11 protein-coding genes and 4 pseudogenes are annotated in these 14,753 nt (G+C 60.9%); 9 read left to right on the top strand and 6 right to left on the bottom strand.

Translation table 11 applies throughout. The features are described 5' to 3' along the window. Positions 1-191: 191 nt before the first annotated feature. The 5 genes and pseudogenes from C2L64_RS46475 to C2L64_RS46460 form a co-directional block, all read left to right on the top strand. Positions 192-672: pseudogene (locus C2L64_RS46475) on the top strand (VIT1/CCC1 transporter family protein); the annotation flags it as partial. Positions 673-884: 212 nt separating this feature from the next. Next, a pseudogene (locus C2L64_RS55370) lies at positions 885-1,019 on the top strand (bacteriohopanetetrol glucosamine biosynthesis glycosyltransferase HpnI); the annotation flags it as partial. A gap of 16 nt (positions 1,020-1,035) precedes the next feature. Next, positions 1,036-2,457: a hopanoid biosynthesis associated radical SAM protein HpnJ gene (hpnJ, locus tag C2L64_RS46470; protein WP_103154071.1), complete on the top strand. Its 1,422-nt coding sequence runs from the start codon at positions 1,036-1,038 to the stop codon at positions 2,455-2,457. A gap of 43 nt (positions 2,458-2,500) precedes the next feature. Beyond that, the gene (gene hpnI, locus C2L64_RS46465; protein WP_103154070.1) at positions 2,501-3,763 is read left to right on the top strand and encodes a bacteriohopanetetrol glucosamine biosynthesis glycosyltransferase HpnI; all 1,263 of its coding nucleotides are present in this window, start codon (positions 2,501-2,503) and stop codon (positions 3,761-3,763) included. A 339-nt stretch (positions 3,764-4,102) separates the two neighbouring features. After that, the gene (locus C2L64_RS46460) at positions 4,103-5,101 is read left to right on the top strand and encodes a lysylphosphatidylglycerol synthase domain-containing protein (protein ID WP_103154363.1); all 999 of its coding nucleotides are present in this window, start codon (positions 4,103-4,105) and stop codon (positions 5,099-5,101) included. Between the two features lie 9 nt (positions 5,102-5,110). On the opposite strand, the gene C2L64_RS46455 is transcribed toward C2L64_RS46460, so the two are convergent. The 3 genes from C2L64_RS46455 to C2L64_RS46440 form a co-directional block, all read right to left on the bottom strand. After that, a complete protein-coding gene (locus C2L64_RS46455; RefSeq protein ID WP_103154069.1) occupies positions 5,111-6,004 on the bottom strand; it encodes an SIR2 family protein in 894 nt (297 codons plus the stop codon). A gap of 691 nt (positions 6,005-6,695) precedes the next feature. After that, positions 6,696-7,622 (bottom strand): hypothetical protein, encoded by a 927-nt coding sequence (locus C2L64_RS46445; protein ID WP_103154068.1) that lies wholly within the window; start codon positions 7,620-7,622, stop codon positions 6,696-6,698. 9 nt (positions 7,623-7,631) lie between these two features. After that, complete coding sequence (locus C2L64_RS46440; RefSeq protein WP_103154067.1) at positions 7,632-7,994, bottom strand: hypothetical protein; 363 nt, start codon at positions 7,992-7,994, stop codon at positions 7,632-7,634. Positions 7,995-8,292: 298 nt separating this feature from the next. Here C2L64_RS46440 and C2L64_RS55360 point away from each other — a divergent pair, with 298 nt between their 5' ends. Further along, positions 8,293-9,036, top strand: coding sequence for a hypothetical protein (locus C2L64_RS55360; RefSeq protein ID WP_244212320.1), 744 nt, complete (start codon positions 8,293-8,295; stop codon positions 9,034-9,036). Between the two features lie 467 nt (positions 9,037-9,503). On the opposite strand, the pseudogene C2L64_RS46430 reads toward C2L64_RS55360, so the two are convergent. Continuing rightward, positions 9,504-9,827: pseudogene (locus tag C2L64_RS46430) on the bottom strand (IS4 family transposase); the annotation flags it as partial. A 125-nt stretch (positions 9,828-9,952) separates the two neighbouring features. On the opposite strand from C2L64_RS46430, the gene C2L64_RS46425 reads away from it, so the two are divergent. Continuing rightward, on the top strand, positions 9,953-11,290 hold the full coding sequence (locus C2L64_RS46425) for an IS4 family transposase (RefSeq protein WP_103154014.1): 1,338 nt from the start codon (positions 9,953-9,955) through the stop codon (positions 11,288-11,290). Between the two features lie 18 nt (positions 11,291-11,308). On the opposite strand, the pseudogene C2L64_RS46420 reads toward C2L64_RS46425, so the two are convergent. After that, a pseudogene (locus C2L64_RS46420) lies at positions 11,309-11,887 on the bottom strand (IS4 family transposase); the annotation flags it as partial. A 928-nt stretch (positions 11,888-12,815) separates the two neighbouring features. Between C2L64_RS46420 and C2L64_RS46410 the strand changes: the two are divergent. Next, entirely contained in the window at positions 12,816-13,019 is a 204-nt protein-coding gene (locus C2L64_RS46410; RefSeq protein WP_035988139.1) for a cold-shock protein, read from the top strand. Between the two features lie 173 nt (positions 13,020-13,192). Here C2L64_RS46410 and C2L64_RS46405 read toward each other — a convergent pair whose 3' ends face one another. Beyond that, positions 13,193-13,954, bottom strand: coding sequence for an H-NS histone family protein (locus tag C2L64_RS46405; RefSeq protein ID WP_103154066.1), 762 nt, complete (start codon positions 13,952-13,954; stop codon positions 13,193-13,195). Between the two features lie 260 nt (positions 13,955-14,214). Between C2L64_RS46405 and C2L64_RS46400 the strand changes: the two genes are divergently transcribed. After that, positions 14,215-14,499 carry an H-NS family nucleoid-associated regulatory protein gene (locus tag C2L64_RS46400; protein ID WP_407671962.1) on the top strand — a complete coding sequence of 95 codons (285 nt, stop codon included), beginning with the start codon at positions 14,215-14,217 and terminating at the stop codon, positions 14,497-14,499. The last annotated feature ends 254 nt before the right edge of the window (positions 14,500-14,753 follow it).

Genomic DNA, 14,753 nt, shown 5'->3' with positions numbered 1-14,753 from the left:
ATCGCTGCTGCTGCTGCGTGATTCGGAAAGGACATCCGCAATAGAGCTGACCAGCAGGGGATATCAAAGCAACCAATATGTGCTCGAACATATGGCATGACACAGCCGGCGCAGGTTCAGGCGGCCCCGGTGGAGTTCAAGATCGTAAACCAGTCTCATGCGTTAAAGCATGAGTTCATGATCGATACCCGCAATTCTGTCCGCAAGCGCCCGAATTGCCTGAACCGCCCATACAGCATTCTGCAACAAACAGCTTCTTAACCAGCATTGGCAATATTTATGCGAGAGGACTCGACAGCGATGAGGCGAAACGGGTCGCTTCGCAACTCATGCGCGACAGACAAGGCACTCGACGTGCTCACCCGCGAGGAACTTGGCCTGGATCCCGCGGAGCTTGGTGGGAATCCGTGGTCGGCAGCTGCCGTTTCGTTTTTCCTGTTTGCCACGGGTGCCATTTTTCCTGCCATGCCGTTCCTGTGGACATCCGGTTTCCCAGCTATCACACAGTGCATCGCGCTTAGCATCCTTGCGCTGGCTGCGATCGGCGTTTTCACGTCGCTTTTCAATGGCCGTAGCGCAAGCTTCTCGGCGATTCGCCAGGTCATCATCGGTCTTGCGGCCGCTGCTTTCACCTTCGGTGTCGGACATCTGCTAGGTGTCTCTGTATCCTAGGGGCCCACGTCCCGTGACGGCCGTTTTCTACACGAGAAGTGCGATCACCCCAATCCTGAGTCCCAGCGCCGGGAACATTTGCTGTCGGAACAGTCACCATATTTTATTACGAATTGGTGAACAATCTATGTCAGGATCAGCGGTGCAAATGAAATGCGATTGAAATCTCTGCCTGATATAAACCTCCGAGATGTCGAAAGCCCCTTTTTTATCCGACCTTCATTACGATTGGGCAACGCGAAACCCGCTGGCTGCGAACCATACGTTCGTTGAATCCGTGGGGCTTCGCCTTTCTGATCGTCACATTTCCGGCGCCGTGGATTCTACTCTGCGCCTGTCTGGCTTCACGCTCCTGGAGCACTCATGAAAACCCTGTTCTTGCAGGCGCCGTCGTACGACGGGTTTGATGGTGGTGCGGGTTCGCGCTATCAGGCCAAGCGAGAGATCCGCTCGTTCTGGTATCCGACGTGGCTCGCGCAGCCCGCCGCACTCATCCCCGATAGCCGTGTACTCGACGCCCCTGCCGACGGCCTGTCCGTCGACGTATCACTCGAGATCGCGCAGCAATACGATCTGGTGATCATCCACACCAGCACGCCGTCCTTTCCCACCGACGCACTGTTCGCCGAAGACTTGAAGAAGCGCAAGCCTTCCGTGCTGATCGGCATGGTCGGTGCGAAGGTCGCGGTCGATCCGCACAATTCGCTGACCGCCAGCGAGGCGATCAACTTCGTCTGCCGTGAAGAATTCGACTTCACCTGCAAGGAAATCGCCGAAGGGCTGCCGTTCGCGCAGATCAAGGGCCTCAGCTATCGCGCGGCCGATGGCTCGATCGAGCACAATGAGGCACGCCCGATCCTGGAGAACATGGACGAGCTGCCGTTCGTCACACCGGTCTACAAGCGCGACCTGAAGATCGACAACTACTTCATCGGCTATCTGAAGCACCCGTATGTGTCGATTTACACGGGCCGCGGCTGCCGCTCGAAATGCACGTTCTGCCTGTGGCCGCAAACGGTTGGTGGCCATCGCTACCGCACGCGCTCGGTCGAAAACGTGCTGGAAGAAGTGAAGTGGATTCGCGACAACATGCCTGAAGTCAGGGAGATCATGTTCGACGACGACACCTTCACCGACTTCAAGCCGCGCGTCGAGGAAATCGCCCGCGGCCTCGGCAGGCTGGGTGTGACCTGGTCGTGCAACGCAAAGGCGAACGTGCCGTACGCGACGCTGAAGATCATGAAGGAAAACGGCCTGCGTTTGCTGCTGGTAGGCTACGAATCCGGCGACGACCAGATCCTGCTGAACATCAAGAAGGGCCTGCGCACCGACATCGCGCGCCGTTTCAGCGAAGACTGCCACAAGCTCGGTATCAAGATACACGGCACCTTCATTCTTGGCCTGCCCGGCGAGACGCAGGACACGATCCAGAAGACGATCGAGTATGCGAAAGAGATCAACCCGCATACGATCCAGGTGTCGCTCGCCGCGCCGTATCCGGGCACCACGCTCTATAACCAGGCGGTGGAAAACGGCTGGCTCGAGGAGAACAAGGTGATCAATCTCGTCAGCAAGGAAGGCGTGCAACTGGCGGCGATCGGTTATCCGCACCTCTCGCGTGCGGAGATTTATCACCACGTCGAGAGCTTCTACAAGCGCTTCTATTTCCGTCCGTCGAAGATCTGGGAGATCGTGCGCGAGATGCTGACGAGCTGGGATATGATGAAGCGGCGGCTGCGCGAAGGCGTGGAGTTCTTCCGTTTCCTGCGCGCACACGAAGCATGAGGGCCGTGCGCCGCTCCTGCCGTGCAGCGCAGAGGGGAGACGCATGAAGCGTTTGGCGTGGCTTGTCTGCCCGACTCTCCTGCTTCTCGTGATCGGACTCATCGATCTGCAAGGACCTCTGCGCGCAGTGCATATGCTTCGCGTCTGGTTGGCGGCGGTGTGCGGAACGGCCGCCGCACTCGGCATCGTTTACACGCTTCTGGCCAGCGCATTGATCGCGCGATTCTTCGCGAGGCCGACTTCCGAGGCCTTCAGCTATCCGCCTGTCACGGTCGTCAAGCCGCTGCACGGTGACGAGCGGGATCTGCTCAGCAACCTGTCGAGCTTCTGCCAGCAGGATTACCCAGGGGAAGTGCAGTATCTGTTCGGCGTGCATGATGCGGCAGACCCAGCGCTGAAATCGGTTGACGCGTTGCGCTCGCTCTACCCTCTGGCGCAGATCACCGTGGTCGCGGATGCTCGCCTGTACGGACCGAACAGGAAGATCAGCAACATCGTGAACATGCTGCCGCAGGCGTCGCATGATGTGTTGGTCTTTGCAGACAGCGATGTGAGTGTGAGCACGGACTATTTGCGCACCATCGTCGGCGAATTGCAAAAACCGGGCGTGGGCCTCGTAACGTGTATCTATCGCGGGAAACCAGCCCCCGGACTGTGGCCGCATCTGGCTGCCAATGCGATCAACTATCATTTTTTTCCCGGCGTAGTAACCGGCTTGACACTAGGTCTGGCAAAACCCTGTATGGGACCGACGATTGCAATGCGGCGCGCTACGCTGGAAAAGATCGGCGGTTTCGAGCAGTTTGCCCATCACCTTGCCGAGGACCACGCGATTGGCCAGGCGGTGCGTATGACCGGTGAGAGCGTTGCGATTCCACCGTTCTCCATTTCCCATGCCTGCGTAGAAACGAGTGCCAGGAGACTGATCTCGCACGAATTGCGCTGGAGCCGCACGATCCGCTCCATCGACCCGGCAGGCCATTTCGGCTCTGCGCTGATGCATCCGTTCGCGTTTGCCATCCTGGCCGTCGTAATGTCGGGCGCGGCAACCTGGTCATGGTCACTTGCTGCGCTCGCGCTCCTGACGCGCGTATGGTTAAAGTTCCGGGCGGACCAGGCGTTGAGCCACGTCCATCGGGGGCTTTGGTTGTTGCCACTATGGGACATTGCATTGTTTCTTGTTTTCGTCGCGAGCCACATTTCGACGCAGGTCACCTGGCGCGGCTTTACTTTCCGCGTCGACGGAAACGGCATGCTACATCCGGTACGTGACGAACAGGTAAAGCCGGGACGACAGCCAACATAATCTGGCACGTGTCCCGAACATCAGCGGACCAATTCGGAACTGGGAGGCGTGTCACTGATGGTTTTGATGTAGTGAGCGACCGCTGAGCGGCAAGAGATTCATCTCAAAGTCGACAGGTCGTGACGTCCACGGCAAAGGAGCCTTCTTTATGAATATGGCAACTGTTGGACCGGATCTGGCCAGGAATGTGTTGCAGCTTCACGGAGTGGATCCACAAGGCCACCCTGGTAATGCAGATTTACGTGGAAGGTTGCGCGGGTTCGCAGCAGCGGGCCTGCTACAGCACAGCGTTTTCACCACGGCCGCGACGCGGGACGAGCAGTGGACGACGGTGGCGGCATGATGAAGCATCTGGGTCGTATCGCCGCGCTGGCCGGGTTGATTGCGTCGCTCTGGCTGGTCGTACACGACAACCCGCGTACCGTGCTCGGACTAATGCGTGCCGCAGGCGCCGGACTGGTGCTGGCGGGGCTGGCCCATGTCCTGCCGATGCTCGCCAACGCGCGCGACTGGCAAAGCTTGATACGCGGCGCGAACCGGCCAGGCCTCACGGGGATGCTGCAGCTCGTCTGGATCCGCGAATCGGTCAACAGCATGCTGCCGGTCGCGCGCATCGGCGGTGAGGTGGTGTCGTTCCGCATGATGCGGCGGCGCGGCTTGCGCGGCTCGACCGCAGCGGCGAGTCTCGTCGTCGATATGCAGCTCACGCTGATCAGCCAGTTAATGTTCACGATGGTCGGCATTGGCTTCCTGTTCGCCCATGCGGCGTCCGGCACGCTGCGCCTCGCCGCCGGTCTGGCATGGGGCATCGTCGCGCTCACACCGCTGCTCGTGTTGTTTTCGCTGGTACAGCACGCTAGCCCGTTTGAACGCCTCACCCGCATGCTCAACCATGCGACCAGCGGCAAGCTGGCCTCTCTCGTTGGTCAATCCGCACAGATCGATCAGTCGATCAAACTGATCTGGCGCCGGCGTGGCGTGGTGCTACGCTATCTGTTTTTCTGGCAACCGCTGCAGTGCGTGCTGACCGCGCTGGAGATCTGGTTCGCGCTTTACTTTCTCGGTGTGCAGGTGAGCTTCGCCGAGGCGGTCGTGATCGAGTCGCTGATTCAGGCGGTCAGTAGTGCAGCCTTTTTTGTGCCCGGTGGCCTGGGGGTTCAGGAGGGCGGCTTCATTCTGATTGGCAGCGCGCTCGGTCTCGACCATTCAACCTGCCTCGCGCTCGCGGGCGCGCGACGGATTCGCGATCTGCTGATTTTCGTGCCGGGCTTGTTTGCCTGGCAAATTGTCGAGTCGTCGGGTATCGGTCGATGCGACCAGCAGACAAAAGTAGTTTAGCGACTGTCGTTACTTGCACTGCGGCCACTCCGCTTGCCGAAGCGTATGTCGCTTTCGGTGGAGTGCCTGACGGAGGCGGCAAGCAGCTATGTGCTGGTGGCGTGCGGCGGTGGGGGCGGCAGCGACGCCCCGACGCCTGCCTTTACGGTACGGTAGCGGCGTAACCGCAATCGTTGCCCAGCGCGCTTCGGTCTCGATGGCGTCGGTGTCATGTGAATCGAGCGCGTAGACAGTCCGCAGATCCTCGAAGCGATCCCGGTCGCCCTCTAGCAGATTCAGAAAATAGCGGACGGGGGCGTCGTTCGCACTGTATCCGACCAGGACAAGCGTCTCGCACCGCACGAGATCGAAGAGGAATCGCGAGGCCCAGCCTGACCGCATATAGGCGTCACCATATTCAGCGCTTGTCAGCACTAGCGGTGTTGCATCTAACCCGGCCGTCGCATCGTGGGTCCGGCCATGCAGATGGATGATGCCATGACACGCTTCGGAGCCAGGGGGTGGTAACGCCTGTCCTGCTAGGCTTAAGGCCTTTCCTCGCCCACGGCCCTCATTCTCGTCGACCGCACGTTCGAATAGACACTCGAAGTTGGTGGTGACAAGCAGTAACCGGTTATCGCGAGCGCGCGACAGCCGTAGCAGCGTCTTGTGATGGCCTAGATCGACGGTATCCCGGGTGAGAATACTGGTGACTTCACTAAAGATCCATGCAGGATTGGCCAGCCGACGCGAGACGGCGCCCAGTGCCTCCTCGTATCGCCAGTTATTTATCGCAAGCGCTTCGGCTGCCGTTCGTTCAACACCGATTCTTTTATACACACAATCGACCAGCCTTCCGAACGTCGGCATTTGCGGCGCGCTGACGCCAGCGCCGCAAAGGAACACAACATGGCCCTCGATCATGCGGTCGATAAGTTCGGTCGGAAAGGCGGGGCCTTCTTCGGGGAAATCCCAGGGTCATTTTTTGTCCTTTCTTTTTGCGCTCACATTCCGCACGGGCAACCCTGCGAGCACGTCGCGCGTGGGTGACAGCGCAGCATCCGCGCCCCCGAGGGTTCGGGCGTGCACAATCCCGACTCCATTAACGCCGATTGCCTCTCGTTCGCCAGCCGTCCTCTCGGACGGAAAAAATTGGCCGATCGCCCCAGCCGGACGCGCTTTTGCTTGCGAGGGCGCCCGAGCGCCATGCGGCACACCGCGTTCTTGAGGTGTACGCTGGAAGCCCGACTGACGCAATTTGCGCCCGGGAGACGATCATGCTCAGACTTTTCGGCATCCTGGCACTAGCAACTGCCGTCACGGGATGCGTGGCTGCTCCGCCGTACGGTTACAGCGATCCAGCGTACGGCCCAGGCTATTACGCGCCGGGCCCCAGCATCGGCGTGGGTGTGGGAGGCGGCAGCCTCGGCGGTGGGGTGGGCGTCGGCGTCGGGGTCGGGTTCTAAGCACAGCGCGGCCAGACCGCCCCTTGTTTCGCGCCACCGCGGAAGCGCTTGCCTCGCCGGAAGCACGTCCTTCACGCAGTCTGCTTCCCGCAACACGTCGCGCGACAGCGTTCCCGCGAACCGTTCGGCAACAACGAATGGCTGGGACATCAGCTACGCTCCGCCCCACGACTGGCGATCGCGCGCCGGTACTGGTCGTTGTCGACAATGAGGTGGTCGATCCGCTCGCGCAACTGCCGGTTCTGCGCGCGCAGCGCTTCCGCTTCGGCAGACACCTGCAGCCGTAAGGCGTCGTTCTGCGTCTTGAGGAGTCGCTCGGTCCTGGTGAGCTGCCCGGCCGCCCGGGCGAGCGACTCCGCATCCCGACCCGACGCCGCGATCGCCTCGCGCAGGTCCGCGAGCATGGCATTGACGTGTTTACCCGCGAGATCGCGCGCGGCCTGCGCGGCGCCGAGTTCGCGGCGTAGCTCCCCCATTTCCTTTTCCAGCTGGCGGATCCGCGCATAAGCATCCTCGAGCGCCGCCGTCGTCAGCTGCAGCTGGCGCCCGTCCCCGTCGCCAGCAACAGCGGACTTCCCCGGTTGGACGAGCAGCGCATGCACAGGCGCAATGCTCTCGCGCAGCAGCTCGCGCACCAGCGGCGCCAGCGCCCCGCGCAGTGCATCGGCGCCGAGGGCAACGGGATAGCTGGCGCCTTCGCCTGCCCCGCCCTGTGCTGCCGCAGGGCGCATCGTGCTTCCACCCATCGACGCGAAACGTGACGCAACCGGAACCAGCGCCGTTGCTTCAGCCGCTGCCTCGACCGCGCCGTGCTCGAGGGCCTGTGCGCGCAGCACCGCCGCCTGGATGGTTGGCGTGCTCGGCCGCCGGGTAACGCCCGACTGCGGTGCGACATCCCGCAGCAGCCGGCCGTAGGTTATCGCGCCATACACGCGGCCCGTGATCGCACGCACCGCGGCGACCAGCCCGTCCAGAAAACGCGCATTGTCCAGCGGGAAATCCCGGTCGAGCGCGGCAAGCGCGCCCATGATCGCGCGCAGCTGTGCGTCATTCCACTCGATGCGCGGACGCCCCATGTTCGCCTCCTAGAACAGCGACGCCTGGCGCGGATCGCGCGCGGGCGGCCGCGCCGCGTTGGCCGCCTTGCGACTGCGCGCCGACGCGCGGCGCTGCGCCACCCGGCGCAGATGGGCGATCAGCGACACGACCTGCGCGCCCGCGGTCAGCGTCAGGGCAAACAGGCCAACCTCGCCCGGCGCGCTCGCGCCACACAAACGCACGGCGCGCAACGATGGCCGCAGCGCGTGGCGCCGCGCGCGAGCGACGAGCTGGCCGCGGCTCATGCCGGGCCAGCAATCGGCGACGAACTGCCGGACAGTCGCGGGCAGCGACTCGGGGGCGGTGTCGCCAGGCAATGCCAGCGCGACCAGTTCAAATGCATCAGCCATCGTGAAGCGAACTCTCCCAGGTGACGTTGCGTTGAGGCCGGACCGTCCCGGGTGGGCGGGTCACGCTGGCGCGTAACCCGCGGGTGCAGCCTCCCTTTCATCGGATTGTGCCATAGTTAGAGGTATAAATACGTGTGTATCTATACCTGTGAAATCGTCTATTCCACAACTAACCAAGCGCCATAATGTTGCCAGGCGTCCAATAGCTCCCGGAAATATCCGCGCGCGAAAGATACGAAAACTACCTCGCTACCCGGATTCGTCACCTGAGCGTCTTGAGTCAATGCGGAGAAACGAAATGAAGAATCCCGCAATATCGATTGATTCGCTTCACGACATCGATTTGAAAGAAGGCAAGTTCGAAAAGACGACAGCCGCGGATATCCGCAGAGCCTTCGCAAATCTCAAAGAACACGGCCCATCCCAGCACCTGTGCGTATTTTTCCACGGCGGTCTGGTATCGGAAGCCGACGGCCTCAAGACTGCCGATGAGTTGCTCCGAAACTACACGAGCGGCGGCGCATATCCCTTCTTCTTCATCTGGCATTCCGATCTCATTACCACGGTGGCAGCGAAACTCGAGCACTACAGCGACGATCCTGGCTTCGTGAGCGCCGTTAATCTCACAGTAAGAGCCGTAGCTCGGAAGCTCACCGTTGCGCTCGACACTGATCGATCACTCATGAGTCGTCGGCCTTCGACGAAAGTCCGCAAACCGCCGGCGATGACCCTGAAGGAGTTGGCTGCATTTTCAAAGCCTTTTGATATGGCATGGGACAAGCGCACTCGCGCGCAACTCGCCTGCTCAAGTAGCGAACTGGATCAATTCGCACAATGGTTGACGGCGGCGGGGAAATCAGTTCCGCGCAAGCGGCCACTATTTCCCGTGAAGCGTCTTCGCGGGCTCCAAAATCCTCTTGCAAGAATTATCCGACGGCTGAATTCAGGACACGGTCACGGCGTATATACGACAGTCGTCGAAGAGCTCTTGATAGCTGCGGGAGTTGCGGATGAGCTTGGCGCACCAATCTGGAGGAGATGAAGCGATTTATTGAAAACTCTTTCTCGAATGACGCCACGGCTGGTGGTACCACATTCCTGAACCATCTCTGCGAAGCATGGCAGGAAAACCCGACGCTTCGCGTCACGCTCATTGGCCACAGTGCCGGAGCGATCTACGTGCAGAGATTCATAGAGGCGCTCGACGCACAACTTGCGGCATCCTCCACCCTGCAGATGGAAGTGGTCCTGCTCGCAGCGGCGATCACATTCGAACGGATGAATGCCGGATTGCCAGCACTCTACCGGCGTGTGAGCAAGCTGCGTGTCTTCGGGCTCGACAGCAAGACCGAAGGCTCCTATTGGGAAGTGCCACCGATCTACAACAAGTCATTACTTTATATAGTCTCATCGCTCTGTGAGGCAGACCCGAATGCCGATAAACCGCTAGTGGGGATGCAGCGATACGCGAGTAACAGCGCACCCTATACCCATGCGGTTATACGGAAGTCATGCGCTCTCCGCCCGGAGGGCCTGAATCATGAACGCGGCATCCATGGTTCGCTGCAAGCCGATCCAGATGGTTTTGGCGCCGGGTTCGCCATCGCTCTTGCGGCCGAGGAAACCGCCCAGTGAAGCGATCAGGCGAATCACCTGATTGAGCGTGGCTGGTTTCTTTGGGTGAGCCTTCTTCGCGAGTAGATACGCGCCACGTATCTCATCGGCGTCGAAGAATAGTGACGCGTGCAGGTCAGGGCAGGTTCTGCCCAGACGCATCAGCCGGGCAATCCGCCATGCCACGACCATGTACAACACCAGAGCTCGCTCCACGCGGTCTATATGCATCCCATTACACATAAGTCTGTAGGCGCCGAGAAAGTCGTTTACGGTCAATGACATAGCGGGGTGGGTTGTAAACTGCTTCGGAGTGTCGTTTACTGTCGCATTTTGGGCGGCGCATGAAGCAAGAGGCAGCGAGCTGGGCAGCGGCAGAATTCAAGGACATCGACCTGGGTGATCAGCGTCTGAACGCGCGCGCCGTGCTGCTGGCGGAGCGGCTCGCGCAGAAGCCGACGGCAAGCATACCTAACGCATGCGGCGGCTGGGCGGAGACGGCCGGGGCGTACCGGTTTCTGGCCCAGGATGAACTGGACTGGCGCGATATTCTGGCGCCCCACTGGCAAAGCTCGGTCGAGCGGATGCGAGCTTGCGAAGTGGTGCTATGCATCCAGGACACAACGGAGCTGGACTTTAACGGCCAGACGATTACGGGTCTGGGGCCGCTGTCGTATGAGGCCCAGCGCGGGATGTATCTGCACCCGACTTACGCGGTCACGCCATCGCGCGAGCCGCTGGGCGTGCTTGACGCCTTCATGTGGGCACGCGAACCCAAAGGCGCGGATGGTGTGCGTGCGGGCCTCAAGGAAAGCATTCGCTGGGTCGAAGGATATGAGCGGGTTGCCGAACAGGCTGCGGCACTGCCTGCCACGCGGCTCGTCTATGTGGCTGACCGGGAGTCGGACATCATGGCGTTGATGCTCAAGGCACGCGAGTTGGACAACCCGGCCGACTGGCTGCTGCGCTCGCAACACAATCGCACCCTGCCCGAAGGCGGCAAACTGTGGAACAAGGTTACGGCGGCCAAGCCCTTGGGCACAATTCACTTTACGCTGGCGGCCCGTCAGGCTCAGCCGGCGCGTACGGTCCGCCAGCAGGTGTGGGCGCAGCGTGTCGCGCTGCCTGATGCTGCAGGCGACGTGGTGAACGTCACGTGTATCGTCGCCCGGGAACTCGACCCGCCGGCAGGCGTCAAGCCGCTCGAATGGCGGCTGCTGAGTAACCGCGATGCGAACGACCTTGATGCGGCGGCGCAGCTGATTGACTGGTACCGGGCGCGCTGGGAGGTGGAACTATTCTTTCACGTACTCAAGAACGGCTGTCGGGTCGAGGCGTTGCAGCTCACATCGAAGGCGCGGCTTGAGCGCGCCCTGGCGCTGTACATGGTGGTCGCGTGGCGTATCGCCCGGCTGATGCGACTGGGTCGAACCTGCCCGGACCTTGACGCGCAACTGCTGTTCGAGCGCGATGAATGGCGCGCGGCATACATTCTGAACAAAAAGAAACCACCCAAGACGTCACCGCGACTGAATGAGGCCGTGCGTCTGGTCGCCATGCTGGGTGGCTTCCTGGCGCGCAAAGGCGATGGCGAACCCGGAGTCAAGACCATCTGGCAAGGTCTGCAGCGCGTGATGGATTTCGCCGCCGGACTCAGGTACGCACGAGAACTTGACGAATGAGTTGTGTGTAATGAAATGGTCTATATGGGATAACTGCAGGGCTTCTACCTTGCATCCGTTCTTCAGGACATTGAAAAACATTTCTATCTCCCACCGGGCTCGATACCAATCGATCAGTTCGATCACGGCATCAAGATCTTGCGCTTCCCGGTTGGTCAGCAGTCGCCACACGACAGGCGTAACGCCAGCCGGAGCACCGACCTCCTGGGCCACAATGCAGGTGATAGCCAGTCCTTTCTGACCCGGTAGCTTCACGCGTTGGGCACGTAACTCCTGCCTGACCTCCCGCGCCTTCTGACCAGCTCGTCCCGGCAGGATGAAGGCGATCTCCCCCAGCACCTGACTGGCGTCTACCATATCCCACAACTTGGCCCCAGCCCCAAGGCTGCGGTTGTGCTGACAACGTATTAACCAGTCAGCAGGATGGCCGAGCTCATGAGCGCGCTCCATCAGCGCAACGATGTCGCCTTCCCGATCCGCCACATAGACCAGGCGGGTCGCTGGCAACGTCGCCGCCTGTTCGGCGACGCGCTCATAGCTCTCTGTCCACCGAACACTCTCCTTGATGCCGCCGCGTTCCCCGTTCGCATCCAGCTCGCCGCAATCGCCAATGCACTTCTCACGAGCACGTTAAACGATGCGCCCTGTCTGGGCCGCCGGTTACTGGAGCGCATTGGCGTGAATCGCCATCCAGCCTGGCGAGTCGCAATGGCCATTTCCCTGGTTACGCCAACAGGCGGTGAGGCAGACCTCGAGAGAGGTAACGCGATTCTTGGGGACGTAATGAACGATGAAACCGCGGAAGGTCGTTTGCGCGGCATGGCGGCCGCCGCGCTTGCCGATAGCGCGCGGCTCGGACGAGGCATACAGCTAGACGTGAGCCGCGCGCGCTTGCTCTACGAGCAAGCCGTTGACCGGCGGCACAAGGCCTCGGCGCACAATCTCGGACTTTTCTGGGAGGGGTGTGGGGAGCAGATGACAACAACGTGATCCCAGACCGCGCGAAGGCCATGCAGAGCTATCGACGCGGTGGAGATGACGTGCGCTGCCAACGCCGTTTGCAAGCGCTGCGCTAAAGCAGTCCCTGTCCGCCTTCCAACGTCGCGCAGGCCGACTGGACATGATTGTCTCTGCTTCACTGCCAGGCCGTGTCTGCACAAAACCATCGCCGGCTAACGGACTGTGCCCAGGCGCGGCCGAAGTCCGACCTTTGCATATCGCCCGGAGAGAATCTGTGGCGTGTCGATGGTCTGCGACGCTTCAGAACCGGCTGCCGTGCTCCAATCGAATCAGTCTCCGCGGCGACAGGGAACCGTTATCACGGTGCCTCAGGATTGCGCAACAGCGACGCAGCCACTGTCGGCCCTGAACCCGATCCGGACCAAGGAAAAGTGGACCAGGTGCCGTCCGTGGACGTGCCGATTGGCAGGTATCATTCCGGCGTGGTACAAATTCTTCTGTCGCGGGCGGTCGCTCTGCGGTACTGCCGTCGCGAATGCGACTTTCAACGTCTACAGGTTCAAAAATGGCAACTGGTACAGTGAAATGGTTTAATGATGCGAAGGGCTTCGGTTTCATCACGCCGGACGAAGGCGGCGAAGACCTGTTTGCCCACTTCTCCGAAATCAAGACGGAAGGCTTCAAGTCATTGCAGGAAAATCAGAAAGTAAGCTTCGACGTGAAGATGGGTCCAAAGGGCAAGCAGGCCGCCAATATCAAGCCAGTCTAAACGGCGCGCGCATCGTCCTGACAGGTGCCCCGCCCCGCCTTGCGCGGGTCAAATTTTTTGGTTCGGCGTGTCAGGAGTCCGTGCATTGTGTGGCATTACGGTGCGCCGGTTCGAGCAGGACGGACAAGTCCTGCTCATGGCCAGTCACCCCACCGACAATCAGGCCGCGTCAATCAGGCGGCGACGGGCGCCGAGGCGCTATCGCTGGCTGGTGCAGCTGCTACCGGGTTCTGCGGCGCCCGCTTCGCAGGTGCCTTCCTCGCCACCGCTTCTTTCGCCGCAGTTTTCCTGACGGCTGCCTTCTTCGCCGGTGCCGGGGTTGGTACTGCCTTGACTTTCTTCGCGGCGACCGTTTTTCCCGTCACCTTTTTCGTCGCGGCTTTCTTCGCGGTTGCCTTACTGGGCGAAACGGCCTTCGAGCCCGAGGCGCCCTCTGCCGCGGCGACAATCAGAAACTTCGAACGATCTTTGGCGCCAGCCAACCATGCCGGTGCCGGGCCGCGGCCACTCCATGTCGCCCCACTCCTTGGGTCGCGGTATTTCGGCGCCTGGGGGCCCTTCACATAGTTGCCCGCCATTGCTGGTTTCTTTGCAGCAATGGCCGGTTGTGCAGCGCTGCCGTCGATCAGGAACTTCGTCCGGTCACGTGCGCTCGCGATCCAGGCCGGCGCGCGGCCGTGCCCCGTCCAGGTGGCCCCCGTCTTCGGATGACGGTACTTTGCCAATGCTGCTGGCCTGGCAACCGTGTTGGCGCCTGGCTTGCGGCCACGCTTTTTACCGCCGGTATGTGCTTCGATGTCGGCAATGGTCAAGCCATGCTTTTCCATGAGGTCACGAATCTTTGCGATGACGCTGGACGACTGCTTCGCGGCAAGCGCTGTGGCCTGGGCCTGCAACCTGGCGATTTTCGCCTGCACGTTTTCGAGCGTAGCCATTCTTTCCTCTTTCTGTATGTAGTAGTGGCCGAACTATGCCAGCAAGTAAGACGCACGTCGATAGTGGCACGCTACAATTGAGAGAGGCTCAGACGCCGAACGAACAATTCGGATGCTTCGTCGGCTTTTGGTTAAGGCACGACTAAGGGATGAGCGACGACGATCGCGACGATACGAAAGCCGATATAGCCGGATCGCTCGCACCCGGCCTCACTCAGCCCCGGCGCCGAACCGCGACCTTAAATACGCGGCCTGACGAGATAACTGCTGCTTTAATCTTCTGCTGGAAAGCGCCGACAGCTTCAGCAATAGCGGGCGATCAGGTAACGCAGAAACCAGCCCGGTATCAAAATGCGACGGGGGATACCTGGACAGGCGACGGGGAAATGCCCCAGTGGTTGAAGCAGGCGATTAGCGCAGGACAAAGACTCGAGCATTTTGAGACGCTATCGGCGTCACCGATGCAGGATTGCCAGCGAAAGACGATCGACTGGCGCGACGACCCTTTCGCCGGGAGTCCACTCGCGCGGCAGCACACTGACTGACAAGTTCACCTTCTTGTGCTGGGCGGACGCCGGCTGCGACAGGTGGATTCGATAGCGCGGTCCCTGTTGCCTTCCAGGCCGCGGGAAAAAGCAATGATGGAAAGGCTGTTCGATATATCGCATCGCGAGCATCCCGACTCGCCCCGATCTCGAGGTTAGAGCCGGCGCGACTCCTGGAAATCCTCACCTTTTATCGACCTGAGCACACGGAAGAGTGCCTCCCCGCGCAGCGGCTCAGAAAAGCGCCGCCCGAC

Source organism: Paraburkholderia hospita, from assembly GCF_002902965.1.
GTDB lineage: Bacteria > Pseudomonadota > Gammaproteobacteria > Burkholderiales > Burkholderiaceae > Paraburkholderia > Paraburkholderia hospita.
The sequence above is the reverse complement of the archived record's forward strand: the minus strand, read 5'-3'. Positions and strand labels throughout refer to the sequence as shown.